The organism is Lentzea sp. NPDC051208, from assembly GCF_040682435.1.
GTDB lineage: Bacteria > Actinomycetota > Actinomycetes > Mycobacteriales > Pseudonocardiaceae > Lentzea > Lentzea kristufekii.
Window position 1 is genome coordinate 105,409 of record NZ_JBFBAW010000011.1, and the last position, 21,064, is coordinate 126,472.

Annotated in this window: 21 protein-coding genes and 2 riboswitches; of the genes, 13 read left to right on the plus strand and 8 right to left on the minus strand. The window is 68.8% G+C overall.

The features are described from left to right. Nucleotides 1-39: 39 nt before the first annotated feature. The gene (locus tag AB0M48_RS26250; RefSeq protein ID WP_319982155.1) at nt 40-390 is read right to left on the minus strand and encodes a hypothetical protein; all 351 of its coding nucleotides are present in this window, start codon (nt 388-390) and stop codon (nt 40-42) included. A 62-nt stretch (nt 391-452) separates the two neighbouring features. Here AB0M48_RS26250 and AB0M48_RS26255 point away from each other — a divergent pair, with 62 nt between their 5' ends. Further along, entirely contained in the window at nt 453-1,001 is a 549-nt protein-coding gene (locus AB0M48_RS26255; RefSeq protein ID WP_363846756.1) for a DM13 domain-containing protein, read from the plus strand. Nucleotides 1,002-1,207: 206 nt separating this feature from the next. Beyond that, a complete protein-coding gene (locus AB0M48_RS26260; RefSeq protein WP_363846758.1) occupies nt 1,208-2,158 on the plus strand; it encodes an AraC family transcriptional regulator in 951 nt (316 codons plus the stop codon). On the opposite strand, the gene AB0M48_RS26265 is transcribed toward AB0M48_RS26260, so the two are convergent. The 3 genes from AB0M48_RS26265 to AB0M48_RS26275 are packed head-to-tail and all read right to left on the minus strand — an operon-like array spanning nt 2,155 to nt 5,878. Next, nucleotides 2,155-4,182 (minus strand): 3-hydroxyacyl-CoA dehydrogenase NAD-binding domain-containing protein, encoded by a 2,028-nt coding sequence (locus AB0M48_RS26265; RefSeq protein ID WP_363846760.1) that lies wholly within the window; start codon nt 4,180-4,182, stop codon nt 2,155-2,157. The genes AB0M48_RS26260 and AB0M48_RS26265 overlap by 4 nt on opposite strands. Nucleotides 4,183-4,185: 3 nt before the next feature. Further along, a complete protein-coding gene (locus AB0M48_RS26270) occupies nt 4,186-5,388 on the minus strand; it encodes an acetyl-CoA C-acetyltransferase (protein WP_363846762.1) in 1,203 nt (400 codons plus the stop codon). A gap of 55 nt (nt 5,389-5,443) precedes the next feature. Then, nucleotides 5,444-5,878 carry a GNAT family N-acetyltransferase gene (locus tag AB0M48_RS26275; protein ID WP_363846764.1) on the minus strand — a complete coding sequence of 145 codons (435 nt, stop codon included), beginning with the start codon at nt 5,876-5,878 and terminating at the stop codon, nt 5,444-5,446. A gap of 106 nt (nt 5,879-5,984) precedes the next feature. Between AB0M48_RS26275 and AB0M48_RS26280 the strand changes: the two genes are divergently transcribed. The 8 genes from AB0M48_RS26280 (at nt 5,985) to glyA (ending at nt 13,003) form a co-directional block, all read left to right on the plus strand. Further along, nucleotides 5,985-7,121 carry an acyl-CoA dehydrogenase family protein gene (locus AB0M48_RS26280; protein ID WP_363846766.1) on the plus strand — a complete coding sequence of 379 codons (1,137 nt, stop codon included), beginning with the start codon at nt 5,985-5,987 and terminating at the stop codon, nt 7,119-7,121. Next, nucleotides 7,118-8,242, plus strand: coding sequence for a CaiB/BaiF CoA-transferase family protein (locus tag AB0M48_RS26285; protein ID WP_363846768.1), 1,125 nt, complete (start codon nt 7,118-7,120; stop codon nt 8,240-8,242). Before AB0M48_RS26280 ends, AB0M48_RS26285 begins: the two co-directional genes overlap by 4 nt. A gap of 319 nt (nt 8,243-8,561) precedes the next feature. Then, a complete protein-coding gene (locus AB0M48_RS26290) occupies nt 8,562-8,759 on the plus strand; it encodes a hypothetical protein (RefSeq protein ID WP_093597123.1) in 198 nt (65 codons plus the stop codon). Nucleotides 8,760-8,923: 164 nt separating this feature from the next. After that, a complete protein-coding gene (locus tag AB0M48_RS26295; protein ID WP_090012227.1) occupies nt 8,924-9,415 on the plus strand; it encodes a transcriptional regulator in 492 nt (163 codons plus the stop codon). 201 nt (nt 9,416-9,616) lie between these two features. Beyond that, entirely contained in the window at nt 9,617-9,970 is a 354-nt protein-coding gene (locus tag AB0M48_RS26300; RefSeq protein ID WP_363846770.1) for a hypothetical protein, read from the plus strand. A gap of 14 nt (nt 9,971-9,984) precedes the next feature. Further along, nucleotides 9,985-10,287 carry a DUF3817 domain-containing protein gene (locus tag AB0M48_RS26305; protein ID WP_030476965.1) on the plus strand — a complete coding sequence of 101 codons (303 nt, stop codon included), beginning with the start codon at nt 9,985-9,987 and terminating at the stop codon, nt 10,285-10,287. A 45-nt stretch (nt 10,288-10,332) separates the two neighbouring features. Next, nucleotides 10,333-10,438: riboswitch (glycine riboswitch) on the plus strand. Further along, nucleotides 10,439-10,533: riboswitch (glycine riboswitch) on the plus strand. It abuts the riboswitch before it with no gap. Nucleotides 10,534-10,629: 96 nt separating this feature from the next. After that, the gene (gcvT, locus tag AB0M48_RS26310; RefSeq protein ID WP_363846773.1) at nt 10,630-11,724 is read left to right on the plus strand and encodes a glycine cleavage system aminomethyltransferase GcvT; all 1,095 of its coding nucleotides are present in this window, start codon (nt 10,630-10,632) and stop codon (nt 11,722-11,724) included. Nucleotides 11,725-11,737: 13 nt separating this feature from the next. Continuing rightward, the gene (gene glyA / locus AB0M48_RS26315; protein WP_363846775.1) at nt 11,738-13,003 is read left to right on the plus strand and encodes a serine hydroxymethyltransferase; all 1,266 of its coding nucleotides are present in this window, start codon (nt 11,738-11,740) and stop codon (nt 13,001-13,003) included. A gap of 162 nt (nt 13,004-13,165) precedes the next feature. Here glyA and AB0M48_RS26320 read toward each other — a convergent pair whose 3' ends face one another. Beyond that, nucleotides 13,166-13,837: a hypothetical protein gene (locus tag AB0M48_RS26320; RefSeq protein WP_363846777.1), complete on the minus strand. Its 672-nt coding sequence runs from the start codon at nt 13,835-13,837 to the stop codon at nt 13,166-13,168. Nucleotides 13,838-13,997: 160 nt separating this feature from the next. On the opposite strand from AB0M48_RS26320, the gene AB0M48_RS26325 reads away from it, so the two are divergent. The 3 genes from AB0M48_RS26325 (at nt 13,998) to AB0M48_RS26335 (ending at nt 18,525) form a co-directional block, all read left to right on the plus strand. After that, nucleotides 13,998-15,224: a cyclopropane-fatty-acyl-phospholipid synthase family protein gene (locus tag AB0M48_RS26325; protein ID WP_363847151.1), complete on the plus strand. Its 1,227-nt coding sequence runs from the start codon at nt 13,998-14,000 to the stop codon at nt 15,222-15,224. Continuing rightward, complete coding sequence (locus AB0M48_RS26330; protein ID WP_363846779.1) at nt 15,221-15,991, plus strand: DUF1295 domain-containing protein; 771 nt, start codon at nt 15,221-15,223, stop codon at nt 15,989-15,991. Before AB0M48_RS26325 ends, AB0M48_RS26330 begins: the two co-directional genes overlap by 4 nt. A gap of 482 nt (nt 15,992-16,473) precedes the next feature. Next, nucleotides 16,474-18,525 carry a prolyl oligopeptidase family serine peptidase gene (locus AB0M48_RS26335; RefSeq protein WP_363846781.1) on the plus strand — a complete coding sequence of 684 codons (2,052 nt, stop codon included), beginning with the start codon at nt 16,474-16,476 and terminating at the stop codon, nt 18,523-18,525. Nucleotides 18,526-18,587: 62 nt separating this feature from the next. Here the strand turns inward: AB0M48_RS26335 and AB0M48_RS26340 are convergent, their stop codons facing one another. From AB0M48_RS26340 to AB0M48_RS26350, 3 genes are read right to left on the minus strand one after another with little or no spacing between them, the layout of a single operon-like run. After that, complete coding sequence (locus AB0M48_RS26340; RefSeq protein ID WP_363847153.1) at nt 18,588-19,403, minus strand: spermidine synthase; 816 nt, start codon at nt 19,401-19,403, stop codon at nt 18,588-18,590. A 29-nt stretch (nt 19,404-19,432) separates the two neighbouring features. Beyond that, on the minus strand, nt 19,433-19,828 hold the full coding sequence (speD, locus tag AB0M48_RS26345; protein ID WP_030476957.1) for an adenosylmethionine decarboxylase: 396 nt from the start codon (nt 19,826-19,828) through the stop codon (nt 19,433-19,435). 34 nt (nt 19,829-19,862) lie between these two features. Next, entirely contained in the window at nt 19,863-21,029 is a 1,167-nt protein-coding gene (locus AB0M48_RS26350; protein ID WP_030476956.1) for a type III PLP-dependent enzyme, read from the minus strand. Nucleotides 21,030-21,064: the final 35 nt, after the last annotated feature.

Below are 21,064 nucleotides of genomic sequence, written 5' to 3' on the forward strand. Positions count from 1 at the left end.
CTTATCGGCTCCTTGACGGCCCCGGTTGAGTGATCGCTGTCACTGAACTGTGATGCGGGCCAGTACCAAACTGGCACCGGAAAGGCCTGCCACCAGCACGGTTCCGGTCAAATGCCACGTCGGAGCGTCACCCGTGCAGGTGAACACCTCGGTGAAGCGTTCCGTGGAGCAGGTGACGAACGGGACCGACGAGAGGGCGATCGAGGAGGCTGCCACGCCGCCCAGCAGTGCGGAGCCGAACGTGCGCATGACGGGGAACGCGGCGTTGGCCGTGCCCATCGCCGCGATGGCGAAGAGGAGTGGCACCGGTCTGGGGAACAGGCCTGTCAGGGCGCAGCCGATCATCAGGACGCCGAGCACGGCCTGGCCGATCCTCGCCTGTGTCGCCACGGCTTGGCACCCTAACAACTCCGTAAGCTCTTTTCGGTCCGGTTTGCGCCAGTATTTTCGGTATGCGCCATCGTCGAATCCTGATTCCCGTCTCAGTTTTCCTGGTCGTCGCTCTCGGGGTCGGGCTGTACCTGTTCCAGCCGTGGCGGTTGCTCACGGTTCGTGAAACGCGTGACGCGTTGCTCGTGCCCGCGGCCACTGTTCAGTCGACCGCTCCGTCCACGGCGCAGCCGGCCGCTTCCAGTGCTCCCGCGCCCGTCGCGAAAACGCCCAAGGAGGTCGCGGCCGGCGAGTGGCGCTCACTTGAGCACGCGACCACCGGTAAGGCCAGCCTCATCGAACTGCCTGACGGAGGGCATTCGGTCCAGTTCGCCTCGTTGAACACGAGCGACGGGCCTGACCTGTACGTTTACCTCTCGCCGCACGCGTCGAGCTCGTCGGAGAAGACCTTTGGTCAGGGATTCACGAGTCTGGGCAAGTTGAAGGGAAACCGCGGCGATCAGGTGTACGACATTCCGGCGGGCGTGGATGTGGCAACCATTCGGAGTGTCGTGATCTGGTGTCAGAGGTTCAGTGCGGGGTTCGCGGTAGCGCCGCTGGAACAAGCCTGAAACATCAAGAACGGACGACTCTTTCACCATTGACTTTCTTGGTCTAGACCACATAGCGTCTGCGGACACCACATCGTCCCTTGCCGGCGGACGTGCGCAAGCCCCGTTGGCGAGGAGTACGGCTCACCGGGTGGGCCCACTGCGGCGGTGACGCGGCTCGAACTCTCCCGGAGCCGCGCCACCGCCGGTGGCGTTTACTGTGGGTCGTGCACACCAGGACCGTGGCGATCCATTACGTGCGTGCGGCGCTCCGCGCGTGCCCGGAGCCGTCCGCCGTCCTGCTCGGTGCGGGCATCCCCCAGAGCCTTCTCGCGGACGACCGTGCGCGCGTCACGCCCGCGCAGTACACGAAGTTCATCCAGACGCTCTGGGAAGTCCTCGACGACGAGTTCATGGGCTTCGGACCGCGGCCGTCCAAGCGCGGCACGTTCGCGATGATGTGCCTGCTGGCCGTGCACTGCCCGGACCTCGAATCGGCGCTCAAGCGCGGCCTGGCCTTCTACGCGCTCTTCGACGAGCCGCTGGAGCTGTCGCTCGACGGCGGCCGCTTCACGCTCCACGTTCCCGGCGACCCCGACCACTTCCTCACCGAGTCGCTTCTCGTGCTGTGGCACCGCTTCTCGTCGTGGCTCATCGGCCGCCGCATCCCGTTGCAGAGCGCCGAGTTCGGCTACCCGGAACCGGCGCACGCCGCCGAGTACCACCTGATCTTCGGGTGCCCGCTGCGGTTCGGCGCGCGCGTCACCACGATCGCGTTCGACCCGAAGTTCCTGCGCATGCCCGTGGTGCAGGACGAGGCGGCGCTGAAGCGGTTCCTGCGGCACTCGCCGGCCGATCTGCTGTCGCGGCGCGACCACGGCGCGGACACGTCCGGGCACGTGCGGCGGCTGCTCGGGCGCGGGGTGACCGGGCTGGAGGCCGTGGCGGCCCAGCTGGGGGTGTCGGCGCCCACGTTGCGCCGCAGGCTGGCGGCCGAGGGAACGTCGTTCCGCGAGGTGCGCGAGCAGTTGCTGCGTGACCAGGCGGTCGCCTCGCTGGTGCGGGGCGGGGAGTCGGTCGAGGAACTGGCGCTGCGCCTCGGGTTCTCCGAGGCGAGCGCCTTCCACCGGGCCTTCAAACGCTGGACCGGGTCCTCACCCGGCTCCTACCGCGCCTAGAACTTGTCGCGCTCCCGCAGCGAGGCAGGCGGGCGGAACCGCTCCCCGTACGTGTCGGCGAGGTAGTCCGCGCGTTCCACGAACGCCTGCACGCCGCAGGAGTTGATGAACTGCAGCGTGCCACCGCTCCACGGCGCGAAGCCGAACCCGAAGATCGAGCCGATGTTCGCGTCCGCCACCGACGTCAGCACGCCCTCGTCCAGGCACCGCACGGTTTCCAGCGACTGCACGAACAGCAACCGGTCACGCACGTCCTGTTCGGACACTCCGGCGTCGGCCTTCGCGTACCGGGTCGCCAGCTCGGGCCACAGGAACTTCTTGCCGCCCTCGGGGTACTCGTAGAAGCCGGCACCGGTCGACTTCCCGCTGCGGCCCAGCGACACCATCTCGCGGATCAGGTCGTAGGCCGGGCTCTCCGACACGAGCGACGGGTCGTCGGCGAGCGTCTGGTCGTGGATCTTCAGCTGCAGCGACAGCGTCACCTCGTCCGACACCGCCAGCGGGCCGACGGCCATGCCGGACTTCTTCGCCACGTTCTCGATCAACGCCGGCGCCACGCCCTCGGCCAGCATCGTGATCGCCTCGATCACGTACGTGCCGAACGTCCGCGAGGTGTAGAAGCCGCGCGAGTCGTTGACCACGATCGGCGTCTTCCCGATCTGCCGCACGTAGTCGAGCGCGCGCTGGAGCGTCTCCTCGGACGTCTTCTCGCCGCGGATGATCTCCACGAGCCGCATCTTCGGCACGGGCGAGAAGAAGTGCAGGCCGATGAACCGCTCCGGCGCCGTCACCGCCGACGCGAGGCCGGTGATCGGCAGCGTCGAGGTGTTGGACGCGATCACCGCGTCCGGCAACGCCTTCTCCTCGGCCGCGGGCAGCACCTCGTTCTTCAGCTCGCGGTTCTCGAAGACCGCCTCGATGATCAGGTCGCAGCCCGCGAGGTCGTCGTCGGAGTCGGTCGGCGTGATGCCTTCCAGGCCCTGAGCGCCCTTCTGGGCACCTTCGAGGCTGACGTCCTTCAGGACCACCTCGATGCCCGCCTTCGCGGACACCTCGGCGATTCCGGCGCCCATCATGCCCGCGCCCAGCACGCCGAGCTTGGCCACGCGACGACCCGTGGCGGACGCGCGGCCGTTGACCTCGTTGAGGTTGAACCAGAACGCCGTGATCATGTTCTTGGAGACCTGGCCCGAAGCCAGTTCCACGAAGTAGCGGCCCTCGATCTTCAGCGCCGTGTCGAAGTCGACGTAGGCACCCTCGACGGCCGTCGCCATGATCTTCTCCGGCGCCGGGTACACGCCGTGCGACTTCTTGCTCAGCACGGCCGGAGCCGCCGCGAGCAGGCCGTAGCTGTTGGGGTCGCCGAACTTCAGGTCCGGCACGCCCGCGCCCTGCACGTCCCACGGCTGCGTCGGCGCCGGGTTCGCCTTGATCCACGCTCGGGCCTCGGAGATCAGCTCCTCGCGCGTGTCCACGACCTGGTGCACGATTCCGGCCTGCAGCGCGCGTTCCGGCCGCAGCTGCTTGCCCTCCATGAGCAACGGCAACGCCTTCTGCACGCCCAGCAGGCGCACCATGCGCGTGACGCCACCGCCGCCGGGCAGCAGGCCCAGCGTCGCCTCGGGCAGGCCGACGCGGATGCTGTTGTCGTTCAACAGGATCCGGCGGTGCGCGGCCAGCGCGATCTCGAAACCGCCGCCGAGCGCGGTCCCGTTGATCGCCGCCACGACCGGCTTGCCGAGCCTCTCCAGGCGTCGCAGCTGCGACTTGAGCTCCTCGACGCCTTCGAGCGCCTGCGAGGCGTTCTCCGGCGTGATCGCGATCAGCACGTTGAGGTCGCCGCCGGCGAAGAACGTCTTCTTGGCGGACGTGATGATCACACCGGTGATCTCGTCGCCTTCGAGGCGGGAGACCGCGTCGCCCATCAGGCCCCGGTACTCGTCGTTCATCACGTTGGCGGAGCCGGACATGTCCATCGTCAGGGTGACGATGCCTTCGGCGTCCTTGTCGTAGTGGAACGGCATGCCTCAGACCCTCTCGATGATCGTCGCGATACCCATGCCGCCGCCCACGCACAGCGTGGCCAGGCCGCGGCGCAGGTCCCGGCGCTCCAGCTCGTCCAGCAGCGTGCCCAGGATCATGCAGCCGGTGGCGCCGAGCGGGTGGCCCAGCGCGATGGCGCCGCCGTTGACGTTGGCCTTGTCCTCGGGGATGTCCATGTCGCGCAGGAACTTCAGCACGACCGACGAGAACGCCTCGTTGACCTCGAACAGGTCGATGTCCTCGACCGAGAGGCCCGCCTTGTCCAGCGCCTTGCGCGCGGACGGTGCCGGTCCGGTGAGCATGATCGTCGGCTCCGTGCCCACGACGGCGACGGACACGATCCGGGCGCGGGGCGTCAGGCCGAGGGCCTTGCCCGTCGCCGCCGAACCGATGAGCATCGCCGCGGCGCCGTCGACGATCTGCGACGAGTTGCCGGGCGTGTGCACGTGGCTGATGCGCTCGACGGTGGGGTAGCGGTCGATCGCGACGGTGTCGTAGCCGAGGTCGCCGTGGAACTGGAAGCTCGGCTTCAACCGGCCGAGCGACTCCACAGTGGACTCCGGACGGATCGTCTCGTCCTCCTTGAGCACCACCGTGCCGTTCTGGTCGACGACCGGCACGACGGACCGCTCGAACCGGCCGTCCTTCTGCGCCTCGAACGCGCGGGCGTGCGACCGGGCGGCCCACGCGTCGACGTCCGTGCGGGAGAAGCCCTCCAGCGTCGCGATCAGGTCGGCGGACACGCCCTGCGGCACGAACGACAGGTCGAAGTTCGTCTGCGGGTCGATCGCCCACGCGCCGCCGTCGGACCCCATCGGCACGCGCGACATCGACTCGACGCCGCCCGCCACCACCAGGTCCTCGAACCCGGACGCGACCTTGGCCGCGGCGAGGTTCACCGACTCGAGGCCCGACGCGCAGAACCGGTTGAGCTGCACCCCGGCCGGGCGCTGGTCCCACCCGGCGGCCAGCACCGCGGTGCGGGCGATGTCGCCGCCCTGCTCACCGAGCGGGGACACCACGCCGAACACGACGTCGTCCACCGCGGAGGTGTCGAGGGAGTTGCGTTCGGACAGCGCGCGCAGCACACCGGCGGCCAGTTCGACGGGCTTGACGCTGTGCAGCGACCCGCGCTTTCCCTTGCCGCGCGGCGTGCGCACCGCGTCGAAGATCAAGGCTTCGCTCATGACACCACGCTAGGCCCGGCCTCTCGACCTGGCCATGACCGTGGAGGGTGACCGATTAGCTCACCCGGCACTCCATGTGCTCGGGTTCCTCGGCGTCGACGAACCCGAGCCGCTCGTACAGACGTCGCGCCGGCAGGTTGTCGTCCCACACGCGCAGCCGCACGACCTTCCAGCCCTCCTCGGCCGCCCACGTCAGCACCGTCCTGACCAGGGCTTCCCCGATCCCCCGGCCGCGATGGGAGTCACGCACCCACATCGAGTAGAGGTAGAGGCCCTCGGGTTCCGCGGTGGCGGCGACCAGGGCGACCGGGCGGGGATCGAGCACGACGAGCTTCAGGCCTTCCGCCGCGCGGGCACGCCACTCGTCTTCTCCGTACCTCTGCTCGCGGGCCAGCGTGGAGCCGAACTCCCCGGGGTCGCTGGCCAGTGCGTCCAGTCGGGTGTCGCGCCAGAGCTCCCACTCGTCCGGCGTGACCTGGTGGATCTGCATACCCAGCAGTCTGTACGACCGGGGTGGGAATTTCGCTCACTTTTTCCGGGCTGCGCAGGCGCGGCGGTCATGGCGTGGATCACCGCCCGGTGGTTTCGTGGACCGCATGGCAGAGCGTCGATCGCGGTGGATGGACAGTGACCTGGACCAGTTGCGCCAGCTCGCACGCACGTTCTTCGAAAAGGAGGTCACACCGCACGTCGAGCGCTTCGCCGAGCAGAAGCAGGTCGACCGCGAACTGTGGCGCAAGGCCGGTGAGCTCGGCCTGCTGTGCCTGAGCATCCCCGAGCAGTACGGGGGCGGTGGCGGCACCTTCGCCCACGAGGCCGTGTTGCTGGAGGAGCAGGCGCGGGCCGGCGACAGCGCGTGGGGCAACAGCGTCCACAGCGGCATCGTGGCCCACTACCTGAACTCCTACGGCTCCGAGGAGCAGAAGCAGCGCTGGCTGCCCAAGCTGGCGTCCGGCGAGTACGTCGGCGCGATCGCGATGACCGAACCCGGCGCGGGCTCAGACCTGCAGGGCATCCGGACCAAGGCGATCAGGGACGGCGACGAGTACGTCATCAACGGCTCGAAGACGTTCATCACCAACGGCGTGCACGCCGACCTGGTGATCGTGGTGGCCAAGACCGACCCGGCGCAGGGTGCCCAGGGCATCTCGCTGCTGGTCGTGGAGAACGACATCCGGCGCGGCCGGGTGCTCGACAAGGTCGGCATGAAGGGCCAGGACACCGCCGAGCTGTTCTTCGACGACGTCCGCGTGCCGGTCACGAACCTCCTCGGCGACCAGGAGGGCCTCGGGTTCATCCAGCTCATGCAGCAGCTCCCGCAGGAACGCCTGATCATCGGCGTCTGCTGCATCGCGGGCATCGAGGCGGCCGTCGACGTGACGCTGAAGTACGTGAAGGAGCGCACGGCGTTCGGCAAGGAGCTGATGAAGTTCCAGAACACCCGGTTCAAGCTCGCCGAGTGCGCCACCGAGGCAGCTGTGACCAGGGCGTTCATCGACGAGTGCGTCGAGAAGCACCTGAAGGGTGAACTGGACATCCCGACCGCCGCGATGGCGAAGTGGTGGGCCAGCGACCGGCTGGGCAAGGTCGTCGACGAGTGCGTGCAGCTCTTCGGCGGCTACGGCTACATGAACGAGTACCCGATCGCGCGTGCCTGGTCCGACGCCCGCGTCCAGCGGATCTACGGCGGCACGAACGAGATCATGAAGGAAATCATCGCGAGGTCCCTGTGACCGGTCCCCTCGCAGGTCTTCGCGTCGTCGAACTCGCGGGCCTCGCACCCGCGCCGTTCGGTGCCATGGTGCTCGCCGACCTCGGCGCGGACGTGATCCAGGTGCACAAGCCGGGGAGCGTGCCGACGATCCCCGGCGACTTCCTCGGCCGCAACCGGCGCTCGATCGCGATCGACACCCGCAGGCCCGAAGGCGCCGAGCTGGTGTTGCAGCTGGTCGAACGCTCGGACGTGCTGATCGAGGGCTTCCGGCCGGGCGTCACCGAACGGCTGGGCATCGGCCCCGCGCAGTGCCTCGCCCGCAACCCGCGCCTTGTATATGGACGCATGACCGGCTGGGGCCAGGACGGGCCCCTCGCCGACCGCGCCGGCCACGACATCAACTACATCGCCGTCGCGGGTGCCCTGGAACCACTCGGCCGGGCCGGCGGGCCGCCGTCGTTCCCGATCAACCTGCTCGGCGACTTCGGCGGGGGCGGGCTGCTGCTGGCCCTCGGCGTGCTCGCCGCGCTGTACGAACGGGAGCGCTCCGGACGCGGCCAGGTCGTGGACGCCGCCATGGTCGACGGGGCGGCGTTGCTGACGACGTTCCTGCACGGGATGCGGTCCGCGGGCATGTGGACGGGCGGGCGCGGCGAGAACATGCTCGACGGTGGAGTGCCGTTCTACGACGTGTACGAGGCCGCGGACGGGAAGTACGTGGCGATCGGCGCGCTGGAGGAGAAGTTCTACGCGGACCTCGTGCGCGTGCTGGGCCTGGAGGACGCACCCTCGCGCAACGATCCGGCGAACTGGCCCGAGCTGAGGGAGCGCATCGCGGCGGCGGTGAAGACCCGGCCGCGGGACGAATGGGCTGACCTCGCGCGGGACACGGACGCCTGCCTGGCGCCGGTGCTGACCCCCGCCGAGGCGGCACGGCACCCGTACAACGAGGCGCGCTCCACTTTCGTGGACGTGTCCGGTGCGCCGCACCCCGCGCCGGCGCCTCGCTTCGACCGCACTCCGGCCGCCGTTCCAACGGCTCCGGTTTCCGCCGGGGTGAACACCGGGGAAGTGCTTGCCGACATGGGTGTGGCGGACGAACGCATTATGGAACTGCGGCGGTCTGGAGTAATTGGATGAATGTTCGGGTGTGCATTAATAACGCCACGAGCGCGTGACGGTGCGTGATGGGGGACGTTCGGCATCCGGGTGAGGGCCGGTGCAACAGTCTCTCTTCCAAGCTGTGGGATGCGAGGGGCTCCGTGTTCACCTCGTGCCCAGGACATCGGCGCTGCTGACGCCTGTCTTTAGCCGCCATTCGGGTGACGTTGGCCGTCGTGCAGACGTGCGTCGCCGGTGGATCCTGTGACGAGTTTGGCGTGGTCGTTGTTCATCGCAAGGGTGAATGAGGGACCATGGCGGGTGACACGGGCGGTCCGCCGCTCGACCGGTGAACCACATGGACGGAGAGGTACCTGTGAACCTCAAGAAGGTGCTAGTGCTGGCGGGCGTCGCGCTGGTGCTGTTCCTCCTGATCACCCAGCCCGAGCAGTCCGCCTCGGCGGTGCAGCAGGTACTCGGCTGGCTGCGTCAGGGCGCGGAGTCGATCATCACCTTCGTCAGGAGCCTCTTCGGCACGGCCACCCCGATCAGCTAGTGACAGCGGGTGATCCTCGGCTGTCTGCGTTGAGCCGGACGGGTGGAATGAGGCCAATCACGCACTGGTAACGGGTGTTCTGGGGATTCAGGGTCTGGCGATTGTCAGACCTACCGAATACCTTCCGCTGCAATGGCCGATCCCCGACCGACGAGGAGGCACATATGGTCGAGGACTCCGGGGTCCACGAGCTGTTGCAGCAGTGGGCGGCTGAACGGTCTGATGACGCAGAGATGCAGGAGGTGAACCGGATCAAGAACGCATGGCTCGCGGAGGCTCCCCCCTCGGCGCCAGGCATCCCCGTGCAGCGGGGAGGCAGGAGCGGGTCGCGTGGCTTGGTCAAGGTCGACTCGGCGGATCCGGCCTACGTGGCCGCGATGCGCAAGCGGGCGCCGGAGGCACCCGAGGCACTGCTCGCCGCCGCGGCGAGCTACTGGCAGCTGGTGGGCGACGTCGCCGAGGCCGAGCAGTGGTGGGACGCGGGCATCAGCCCGTTGGACCAGCGCGCGCTCGACTACCGCGCGGCCGGCCTGTCTCCTGCCGACCTCGGTCGGCGCCTGGGACCGATGACGGTTCTCCAGCACCTCCGCCGCGGTTCTGCCGCAGCCTGGTGCGTCGCACGTCTGCAGAGGCAGCGCCGGGACGGCGTGGCATAGGGCTCCACAAGCGGGAGCCGCATGCTCGCGGAACGCGCTCGCCGAGCTTGTTCCGCGTGTCTTGTGGGGGCCGAGCCCCCACGCCCCAGCCGGGGGGCAAGCCCCCCGGACCCCCAACGGGTCGGCCTCCGCCCAGGAGGCCCCACCCAATCTCCAACTTGTAGTGTGGAGGTCGTGCGCGGCCTCCTTACTCCCCAGCGTGTGCTGATCGCGTTCGCCTGTCTGGCGGCGCTGGTCGCCTGTTGCGGGCTCGCGTGGTGGCAGTGGCAGCGCTTCGAGTCCGCCAGCGGCACGTTCCAGAACCTCGGTTACGTGCTCCAGTGGCCGCTCTTCGGCCTCTTCCCCCTCTTCATGGTGTGGCGTTTCCGCCGTTTGGCGCGCCAGAACCGTGACGCGGATCTCGCACCGGAGCCGGTTGCGCCCGCTCCCGCACCGGTGGCTACCGTTGACGCCGTCAAACCCGCGCCTGTCGAGCACTTCGACGACGAAGAAGACGCGGAGCTCGCGGCCTACAACCGCATGCTCGCGGACCTCAACGCGCGGGACGGTCGTTGAGCGAAGGCGGGCAGATGAAGGGTGCGTTGACCCGGTTCAGGGTCATGGCTTACGTGGTCGGAGTCTTCCTGTTGCTCCTGGTCGTGGCCATGGTGCTCAAGTACGCCGCGGACATGGACGGCGCGATGAAGGTCGTCGGCCCGATCCACGGCTTCCTCTACGCCATCTACCTGGTGATTTCGGTCGACCTGGCGCTGAAGCTGCGCTGGTCGATCAAGGGCACCGCGCTGGTGCTGCTCGCCGGCACGATCCCGTTCCTGTCCTTCTGGGCGGAGCGCAAGGTGGTCGAGAAGACTGCTCAGGGCGTCCCGCTGTGACGTTTGGCCTGCTAGCGTCTGGGGCTGACAACTGAACACGGCCGTCGATGTCGCGCGGAAGAGACCCCTCGAGATTTTGATCACCTCGGGCGGGCGCCGAAGGAGCAATCCCTCCCCGGAATCTCTCAGGCACAGGTACCGCGCGACGAAGGCAACTCTGGAAAGCAGGCTCATCAGCAGCCTCGCCCACGGTGCAAGCCGCGCTCCGCGCGGTGAAGCTCTCAGGCTCATGACAGAGGGGGAGGCTCGCTCTAGTGAGGAGTCTCCGATGGACCGTGTCATTCTTCTGATGCCTCAGCCGGCCGCGTCCGGCTCTTCGGCGCACCCTGGAGGACCGTTCTGATGTCCCGCCTCACGCCTCTGAACGCCGAGCACGAGCAGCTCGGCGCGATGTTCACCGACTTCGCGGGCTGGCGGATGCCGCTGCGCTACTCGTCCGAGCTGGCGGAGCACCACGCGGTGCGCACGACCGCGGGCCTGTTCGACCTCACGCACATGGGTGAGATCGTCCTGACCGGACCGCAGGCCGGTGAGGCCCTCGACTACGCGCTGGTCGGCCACATCTCGGCACTCGCCGTCGGCAAGGCGCGCTACACGATGATCACCCAGGCCGACGGCGGCGTGATCGACGACCTGATCGTGTACCGCCTGGGCGACGAGGAGTTCATGGTCGTCGCGAACGCCTCGAACGCTCTGGTCGTCGCCGAGGCCCTGGTCGAGCGCGCCGCCGGGTTCGACACCGTCGTCACGGACGCCTCGACGGACTACGCGCTGATCGCGATCCAGGGCCCGAAGTCGGTCGAGATCCTCTCCGGCCTGACCGAGACCGACCTGTCGGCGGTCAAGTACTACGCCTCGTACCCGTCCACCGTGGCCGGTGTCGACGCGCTGCTCGCCCGCACCGGGTACACCGGCGAGGAGGGCTTCGAGCTCTTCGTCGCGCCCGCCGACGCGCCCGCGGTCTGGGCCGCGTTGCTGTCCGCGGGCGAGGCGCACGAGCTCAAGCCGTGCGGTCTCGGCTGCCGCGACACGTTGCGTCTCGAAGCCGGGATGCCGTTGTACGGCAACGAACTCACGACGTCGCTGACGCCGTACAACGCGAACCTGGGCCGCGTGGTGAAGCTCGACAAGCCCGGCGACTTCGTGGGCCGCGAGGCGCTGACCAAGGTCGCCGAGTCTGGGGTGGACTCGGTCCTCGTCGGACTGAAGACGCCCGAGCGCCGCGCCCCGCGCCACGGCTACGCGGTGCTCGACGGCGACGAGGTCGTGGGCGAGGTGACGTCGGGCGCGCTGTCCCCGACCCTCGGCTACTCCGTCGCCATGGCCTACGTGTCGAAGGACAGTGCCGAGCCCGGCACCTCACTGCTGGTGGACGTCCGCGGCAAGAAGCAGCCGGTCGAGGTCGTCGCACTTCCGTTCTACAAGCGCGCCAAGTAGGGAGATCCTCCAGATGTCCGACCAGTTCAACGCCTCCCTCGCGGAGTACGACCCCGAGGTGGCCGAGGCCGTTGCGGCCGAGCTGGCACGCCAGCAGGGCACGCTCGAGATGATCGCCTCGGAGAACTTCACGCCCGTCTCGGTGCTGCAGGCCCAGGGCTCCGTCCTGACCAACAAGTACGCGGAGGGCTACCCCGGCCGCCGCTACTACGGCGGCTGCGAGCACGTGGACGTCGTCGAGCGCCTCGCCATCGAGCGCATCAAGTCGCTCTTCGGCGCCGGTTTCGCGAACGTCCAGCCGCACTCGGGCGCGCAGGCCAACGCGGCCGCGATGTTCGCTCTGCTCCAGCCCGGCGACACGATCCTGGGCCTGGACCTCGCGCACGGCGGCCACCTGACGCACGGCATGCGCATCAACTTCTCCGGCAAGCTCTACAACGTCGTGCCGTACCACGTCGCGGACTCCGACGGTCGCGTCGACATGGCCGAGGTCGAGCGCCTGGCGCAGGAGCACCGGCCGAAGCTGATCGTCGCCGGCTGGTCCGCCTACCCGCGCCAGCTGGACTTCGCCGAGTTCCGCCGCATCGCGGACTCGGTCGAGGCGTACCTGATGGTCGACATGGCGCACTTCGCCGGCCTCGTCGCCGCCGACCTGCACCCGTCGCCCGTGCCGCACGCGCACGTCACGACGACCACGACGCACAAGACCCTCGGCGGTCCCCGTGGCGGCGTGATCCTGTCGAACGACGCCGACATCGCCAAGAAGATCAACTCGGCGGTGTTCCCCGGCCAGCAGGGCGGCCCGCTGGAGCACGTGATCGCGGCCAAGGCGGTGGCGTTCAAGCACGCCGCCTCGCCGGAGTTCGCGGACCGCCAGCGCCGCACGCTCGAGGGCGCGCGGATCCTGGCCGAGCGCCTGTCGCAGGCGGACGTCGCGGCGGCCGGCGTGAAGGTGCTGACCGGGGGCACGGACGTGCACCTGGTCCTCGTCGACCTGGTGAACTCCGAACTGGACGGCAAGCAGGCCGAGGACGTGCTGCACCAGATCGGCATCACGGTCAACCGCAACGCCGTTCCGAACGACCCGCGCCCGCCGATGGTCACGTCCGGCCTGCGGATCGGTACGCCGGCGCTCGCGACCCGAGGGTTCGGCGAGGTGGACTTCACCGAGGTCGCCGACGTGATCGCGGAGGCCCTGAAGCCGGACGCGGCGATCGACGAGCTGCGTGCGCGCGTCGAGGTGCTGGCGGCGAAGCACCCGCTGTACTCCACGCTCTGACGCTGAACGACGAGGGGCGCCACCGAAAACCGGTGGCGCCCTTTGCGTTGGTGACCCGAGAGCGAAACGACGGGAACCCCGGCCCCTTCCCCAGGGCCGGGGTTTCACCGTGTCAGGGTGATGTGTGTTTCAGATGGACCGTCCTAAAGGGATGCTGTGGGGTTACGCAGCGGGGGCCGTGACACCAGGGGGCAGGCACTCCACGTTGCGCTTGCCGTCGGGCTGGATGACGAACCAGGTGCCACCAACGCCCTGGCCCTTCCACGCGCCCGGCTTCGGGTCCTGCGAGTAGGTGTAAAGGGCCCAGCCGTCGATGGCGACCTGCTTCTTGCCGTCAGCGCGCGTGATCAGCGAGACGAGCTTCGCGTCGACGCCTTCGACCTGCGGGATCGTGTCCGCGATCAGCGGCGGCCACGTCACGGCGCACTGGTTGTTGCAGTTCGACTTGCCTTCGGGCTTCGGGGTGTCCTTGTCGAAGCGGTAAAGGGTGCGGCCGTCGCCGTCCTGGACCACGAGGCCCATCTTGTCGACGGGCTTGCCGACCAGCTTCAACGTGCTGACCGGGGCTGCTGCCGGGGGTTGCGCCGCAGGGGGCTGCGCGGCCGGAACTTCCGGGGCCTGCTGCTGTACAGGGGCTTCGGGGGCCTGCGCGGGCTCCTGGAGTACCGGGGGCTGACCCACGTCGCCGTAGTCACCGAGGACGCCCAGGTCGGTTTCGGTTTGTGCCACCGGCTTGGAGTTCGTGCCACTGCCAGTGGCGCTCCAGACACCCAGACCCAGCACAACTGCCAGTCCCGCGGCGAGCCCGATGGCAATGCGGTTACGTCGGATCACACTCATGTCCTCCTCGTCCATCCGTTCGCTCTATCCAGGCCATACGGCCGGGGTTGCGTCTCGGTTCAGAAACGAACCGAACCTCGTCCCGTCTCGAACGTCTGGCGGAGCCAGGTCACACAGGAGGTGCAGGGTGGTCGTCGCAGGTCAGCTGGCAGGAATGGCCGAACGAGTGCTGGGTGCACCGTTGCCGATCGGATTTCGGGCCTGGGACGGAAGTGTGGCCGGACCGCAGGACGGCACGGTGCTCGTGATCCGCTCCCGCGACGCGTTGCGGCGGCTCGTCTGGAGTCCGAACGAACTGGGGCTCGCCCGCGCGTACGTGAGCGGGGAGCTCGACGTCGAGGGCGATCTCGCCACCGGTCTCTCGCAGATCTGGGGACTCGTGCGGCGGGGTGTCACCCGGCGGCCCCGGCTCTCGGAGGTCGCGAAGCTCGCGTGGCGGTTGAAGGTCCTGGGGCCCAACCCGGACGCGCCGAAGGAGGAAGCCCGGCTGAAAGGGGCGCTGCACACGAAGAGCCGCGACCGTGACGCCATTTCGCACCACTACGATCTGAGCAACGACTTCTACCGGCTCGTGCTCGACCCGAGCATGGCCTACTCGTGCGCGTACTTCACGTCCGACGACGAGCCGCTCGCGCAGGCGCAGCACAACAAGCTGGACCTCGTGTGCCGCAAGCTCGGCCTGGAGCCGGGCATGCGCCTGCTGGACGTCGGCTGCGGGTGGGGTTCGATGATCATCCACGCCGCCAAGCACTACGGCGTGCGCGCGACCGGGGTGACGATCTCCGCCCAGCAGCGCGCGCACATCCTCGGCCGGATCGAGGCCGAAGGACTGACCGGCCGGGTCGAGGTGCGGTTGCAGGACTACCGCGAGGTGCGCGACGAGCCGTTCGACGCGATCTCCACGATCGAGATGGGCGAGCACGTCGGCGAGAGCAACTACCCCGAGTACGCCTCGACGCTGCACCGGCTGCTCAAGCCGGAGGGCCGCCTGCTGCTGCAGCAGATGTCGCGCGGACGCAACGCACCGGGCGGTGGGGCGTTCATCGAGTCGTACGTCGCGCCGGACATGCACATGCGGCCGGTCAGTGCCACGACTGGTTTTCTCGAAGACGCCGGCCTGGAGATCCGTGACGTGCATGCGTTGCGCGAGCACTACGTGTGGACCGTACGGGCGTGGGGACAGACTCTCGAAGAGCGCTGGGACGAGGTCGTCGCCCTGGTCGGCGAGGGCCAGGCGCGCGTGTGGCGGCTGTACCTCGCGGGCGGCGCGCTGACGTTCGAGGAGGGCCGGATGGGGGTGGATCAGATCCTCGCGGTGCGCAGGAGCGAGAGCGGCCGCAGCGGCATGCCACGCGTGCGTCGTGAGCTGGTGGCCCGGTGAGCTTCCTGATCAGCTTCGTCGTGGTGCCGGCACTGCTCAGCGGCCTGTTCCTGTACGCGGACTCCCGCAAGCGCTACGACCTGGTCGACTCGGTGTGGGGCCCTGGCTTCGCCGTGATCGCGGTGATCACGTTGCTGTTCGCGGAAGGCGAACCCACTCGGCAGTGGGTGGTCACCGCTCTCACCGTGGTGTGGGGCGTACGCCTGGGCGTGCACATCCACTCGCGCAACCGCGGCAAGGACGAAGATCCGCGCTATCAGAACATCATGAGGCGAGCCAAGGGAAATCCACGCCTGCGGATGTACGGCGTCTACCTGCTTCAGGCCGTGCTGATGTGGATCGTGTCGCTGCCCGTCCAGGCCGCGCAGCACCTTTCGGCCCCGTTCGGAGTGCTAGATTGGCTGGGCACTGGCGTGTGGACGGTCGGCTTCGTCTTCGAGGCCGTGGGTGACTGGCAGCTCTCCCGGTTCCGGGCGGACCCGGCGAACAAGGGCGCCGTGATGGACCGCGGTTTGTGGCGCTACACAAGGCATCCGAACTACTTCGGTGACTCCGTCGTGTGGTGGGGCCTGTACCTGTTCGCGTTGCAGTCGTGGCTCACCGCGCTCACGATCATCGGTCCGGTGGTCATGACGTGGCTGCTCGCGAAGGGCAGCGGCAAACCGTTGCTGGAGAAGGACATCGTGTCGCGTCGTCCCGGCTATGCCGAGTACGTGCGGCGCACCAGCGGCTTCGTCCCGCTGCCTCCGAAGAGTCGCGTGGGGTAGCGGACGCGGTGGGGCGCGCGGCGGCGTGGCGCGGTTCGTCTCGGGACGGGTCGCGGGTCCGCGGTCGGCAGGTGTCGCGGGGTTTGGCGTTCGGCGGCGGGGATGCGCGCGGTGGTGTTCGAAGTTTCGGCTCGCCGCGGTGGCCTCGGCCGGAGTTCTGGCGTTCGTCGTGGCTGCCGGAGGCTCGTGTTCGCCGCAGCGGTCGGCGCTTCGGTGTCGACCGCGGAGCCGCGATGTCCAGCAATCCCTCCGTGGACGTGTCGGCGGTCTTCCACGCCTCCCACGGGCGGCCTGCCGCGGTGTCCTCCGGCGGCGTGTATGCGCCTCGCCGCAGCCTCGACAGGCAGCCTGGCCCGCGTCCACTCGGCGGCGTGCCGGGTGTCCTGCCGTGCCTCCCACGGACGGCTCGGCAGCGCCCGTCGTCAGAGGCAGTGCACGTCACAGCGCCCGTGCGCCGCGCGTGCGCGGGTTAATGTTGGAGCGTGGGCAACGACATCTCCTTCCCGCGCCAACAGGCGCGCACCCAGCGGTTCACCGTCGGCGCACCGAGGACCTTCGCGGTGTCGGCGGACGGCGCACGTGTCTTCTTCCTGCGCCCGGCCACGGCCACAAGCCGTGCGAACGGGCTCTGGGAGCTGAACACGACCACCGGCGTCGAACGGCTGCTCGTCGATCCGGCGACGCTGCTGTCCGATCCGGAGGACCTGCCGGCGGAGGAGAAGGCACGCCGCGAGCGCACGCGTGAGTCCGGTGCGGGCATCGTCGGTTACGCACTCTCCCGCGACGCTTCGGTGGCCTCGTTCGCGCTGTCCGGCCGCCTGTTCGTGGCCGACCTGGTGAGCGGTACCGCTCGTGAGCTGCCTACCCGGGGTGGCGTCGTCGACCCGCGCGTCGACCCGACCGGGCGGCGGGTGGCGTACGTCACGAACGGCACCCTGCGCGTGGTCGAGCTGGGCTCCGGTGAGGACTACGCCGTCGCCGAGCCGGACGGCGACGACGTGACGTTCGGTCTCGCCGAGTTCATCGCGGCCGAGGAGATGTCGCGCTACCGCGGCTACTGGTGGGAGCCGAACGGCAACCGCCTCATCGCCGCGCGCGTGAACAACGCTCCGGTGCAGCGCTGGTACATCGCAGACCCGGCGAACCCCGGCACCGCCGCCACCGAGATCGCCTACCCGGCGGCGGGTACGGCCAACGCCGCGGTGTCGCTGCACGTGGTGTCGCTCGACACCACCTTCGTCCCGGTGCTGCTGGAATTCGACTACCTCAACGACGTGCACTGGTCGTCCGGCGGCGCCCCGCTGATCACGACGCAGACCCGTGACCAGCGCACCCGCCGGATCTACACGTTGTCCCCCGAGACCGGCGCCGTCACCGAGCTCGCGGTCGAGACCGACCCGACGTGGCTCGAGGTCAGCGACGGCGCTCCGGCGTGGACTCCGGACGGCCGTCTCGTGCGGATCGTGGGGGAGGGCGACGAGTACGCGCTCCGGGTGGGCGACGAGGTCCTGACCTCGGGCCTGCAGGTGCGCCGGGTGCTCGACATCGCCGACGACTCGATCCTCGTGGCCGCCTCCGAAGCCGGCGACCCGACGCAGGTGCACGTCTACTCGGTCGGCGACGGCGTCGAGCGACTGTCCTCGGAGGACGGTGTGCACTCCGCGGTTCGGGGCGATGACACGGTTGTCCTCGTGTCGGCCACTTTGGACTGGTTCGGCGCACGGGTGCGGGTCGGTGACCACGTCATCGAGTCGTGGGCGGACACGCCGGTGCTCAAGGCATCTCCGCGCATGCTGACCCTCGGCGAACGTTCCATCCGCGCCGCGCTCCTGCTGCCCACCGGTCACGTCCCGGGCACCAAGCTCCCGGTGCTGATGGACCCGTACGGCGGCCCGCACGCCCAGCGCGTCCTGTCGGCCCAGAACGCCTTCCTGGCCTCGCAGTGGCTGGCGGACCAGGGCTTCGCGGTCCTCGTCGCCGACGGCCGCGGCACGCCGGGCCGGGGCCTCGCCTGGGAGCGCGCGATCGCGTTCGACTTCGCCGGCGCCACCCTGGAGGACCAGGTCGACGCCCTCCACGCGGCCGCCGCGCTCGAACCGGACCTCGACCTCACCCGAGTGGCGATCCGGGGCTGGTCCTACGGCGGCTACCTGAGCGCCCTGGCCGTCCTGCGCCGCCCGGACGTCTTCCACGCGGGCATCGCCGGCGCCCCGGTGACCGACTGGCGCCTCTACGACACCCACTACACCGAGCGCTACCTGGGCCACCCGGACGACAGGCCCGAGGTCTACGACTCGAACTCGCTCATCGCCGACGCGGACAAGCTCTCCCGCCCGTTGATGATCATCCACGGCCTGGCCGACGACAACGTGGTGGCCGCCCACACCCTGCGCCTGTCCAACGCCCTGCTCGCCGCCGGCCGCCCGCACACCGTGCTGCCGCTCTCGGGCGTCACGCACATGACCCCGCAGGAACAGGTGGCGGAGAACCTCCTCCTGCTGCAGGTCGAGTTCCTCAAGCAGTCGCTCGTCTGAGCCGGGAACAGCGAAAGGGGCGCCTCCCGCAACGGGAGGCGCCCCTTTCTCCAAGCCTGCGATCAGGCCAGCGACTGCCGCACCCGGTAGGGCGGGATGCTGTTGCCCAGCAGCGCCAGGTCGTCGATCGACTCCGGCTGGTACCCGGCCGTTTTCAGCCGCTCGACCATGAGGCCGGTCGGGTCCTCGACGACGTCCGCGCGACCGAACAGGTACGCCCACTCGTGCTCGTCCGAGCCGTAGTAGGCGACGGTGTCGAACACCTCGTTGAACCGCTGCCAGGAGCGGATCAGCGTGGTGTTGCGCCACATCGTCTGGCAACCGGACTGGTTGACGACGACGCCGCCGGGACGCAGCAGGGCCTTGCACATGCGCAGGAAGTCCGCGCCGTACAGGCGGTTGTGCTGCGCCTCCTCCTCACGCTCGTCGGGCAGGTCCACCAGCACGATGTCGTACTTCTCCGACGTCGTGCGGATGTACTCGAACCCGTCGATGTACTGCACGCGGATGGGGCCGGAACCCTTCTCCGCCTCGGCCAGCTCCTCGGACGTGTAGCCGTACGGCAGGTGCTCCGCGCACAGCTTGACGGCCTGCTCGTCGATGTCGATGTGGTCGACGACCGTCGCACCGTGCTGGACGGCCATCTGGCACACGACGCCCTCGGAGGAGCCGATGACCAGCACGCGCTCGACGGTGTCGGCCAGCAGCAGCGCCGGCACCATCAGGGCCTCGTGGTAGGTCAGCTGGCTGAACTCCGTCGACTGCCGGTCGTTGTCGCAGAACAGCGACACGCCCTGCGCCGTACGGGCGATCACCAGGTGCTGGAAGTCGGTCTTGGTATCGACCAGCACCTCGTCCACCTGCCAGTGGCGGGTCATGCCATCGGCGAGCGGCTCGTTGATCGTGTTCACGCGACATGCTCCTTGACGCCACGAGTGACGAGGTCCGTGCTCACGTGAGCAGCGCCCAGAGCGTCAGCGAGTAGCTGGACGGCCAGCGCGGGTTTCGCACGAGTACCGCAGGTGAAGACGTCGACGAACACCGAACCCACCTCGGGGTAGGTGTGGATCGACGCATGGGACTCCGACAGCAGGGCGAGCACGGTGACTCCTTGGGGATCGAACTTCTTGGAGATCACCTCCAGAACGGTTGCGTCGGCCTGCGTGAGAACCTCACCGAGGGCGTGCTTGAGGAACTGCTCGTCGTCGAGCAGATCGGCACTCACGCCCGAAAGCTCTGCAAGTACGTGCTGTCCCGCGAACAAACCGACGGTCTCCTCGGTCTGACAGGGCGCTTCGGACATCAATCACTCCAAACTATGTGAATTGCAGACGGGCTTAGATGCAGTACGTGGCCAACGGCGGGAAGCCGTTGAAGCACACGGACGAATAGGAGGAGGTGTAGGCGCCCGCGTGGAGGATGTCCACGTGATCGCCCGCCTGCAGGTCGAGCGGCAGGTCGTAACGGGTGTGCTGGTAGATGACGTCGTCCGCGTCGCACGTCGGGCCGGCCAGCACGATGGGACCCACCGGGCCACCGTCGCGCGAGGTCCGCAGCCGGTACGCGATCGCCTCGCCCTCGGTCTCGGCGAGGCCCTGGTAGCGGCCGATGTCGACGTACACCCAGCGGCGTTCGTCCGAATAGGACTTCCGTGACACCAGCACGACGGAGGAGCGGATCATCCCCGCCTCGGCGGAGATCGCCCGGCCCGGCTCGATCATCACCCTCGGGCGTGCGGCGCCGAAGTGCCGCGCGACCGAAGCCTCGATGGCGGTGGCGAAGGCCTCCAGGGACGGCGTGGCCTCCTGGTAGACGGCCGGAAGGCCACCGCCGAGGTTCACCGTCGACGTCTCGATGCCTTCCGCGCGCAGCTTCGCGGCGATCAGGGCCGCGTCGGCGATGCCGGAGTCCCAGCCCTCGACGGACAGCTGCTGAGAGCCCGCGTGGAACGCGACGCCGAGAGGAACGAGTCCCAGTTCGTGCGCCAGCCGCAAGAGATCCGTCGCCATCTCCGGATCGCAACCGAACTTGTTGCCGAACGGGTAGGTGGAACCCTTGCTGTGGACGAGGATCCGCACCAGCACCGACGAACCGGGCGCGTGGGAAGCGACGAAACGGACGTCCTGCTCGCTGTCCGACACGAACATCCGCACGCCACGCGAGTACGCGTACGCGATGTCGGCGGCCTTCTTGATGGGGTTGCTGTAGGAGATCGACGACGGCTCGGCACCGCGCGCCAGGCACAGGTCGATCTCCGCGGGTGACGCCACGTCGAAGTGCGAACCCTCCGCGACCAGCGTGCCGACCACGTCGGACTCCGGGTTCGACTTCACCGCGTAGAAGATGTCGATGGACGGCAGTGCCGCGCGAATCGCCTGGTAGCGCGCGCGAATCGTCTCGAGGTCGATCACCAGACATGGTGTCGACGGGTTCTCCTGGTCCAGGAAACGCCGAATACGAGCCTCTGCCTCGTTGCGCCGATCAACGGCGAAGCTCTCGGTCATTTCCCCAGGGGTCCCCCTTCATCCGCCTCGCGTTC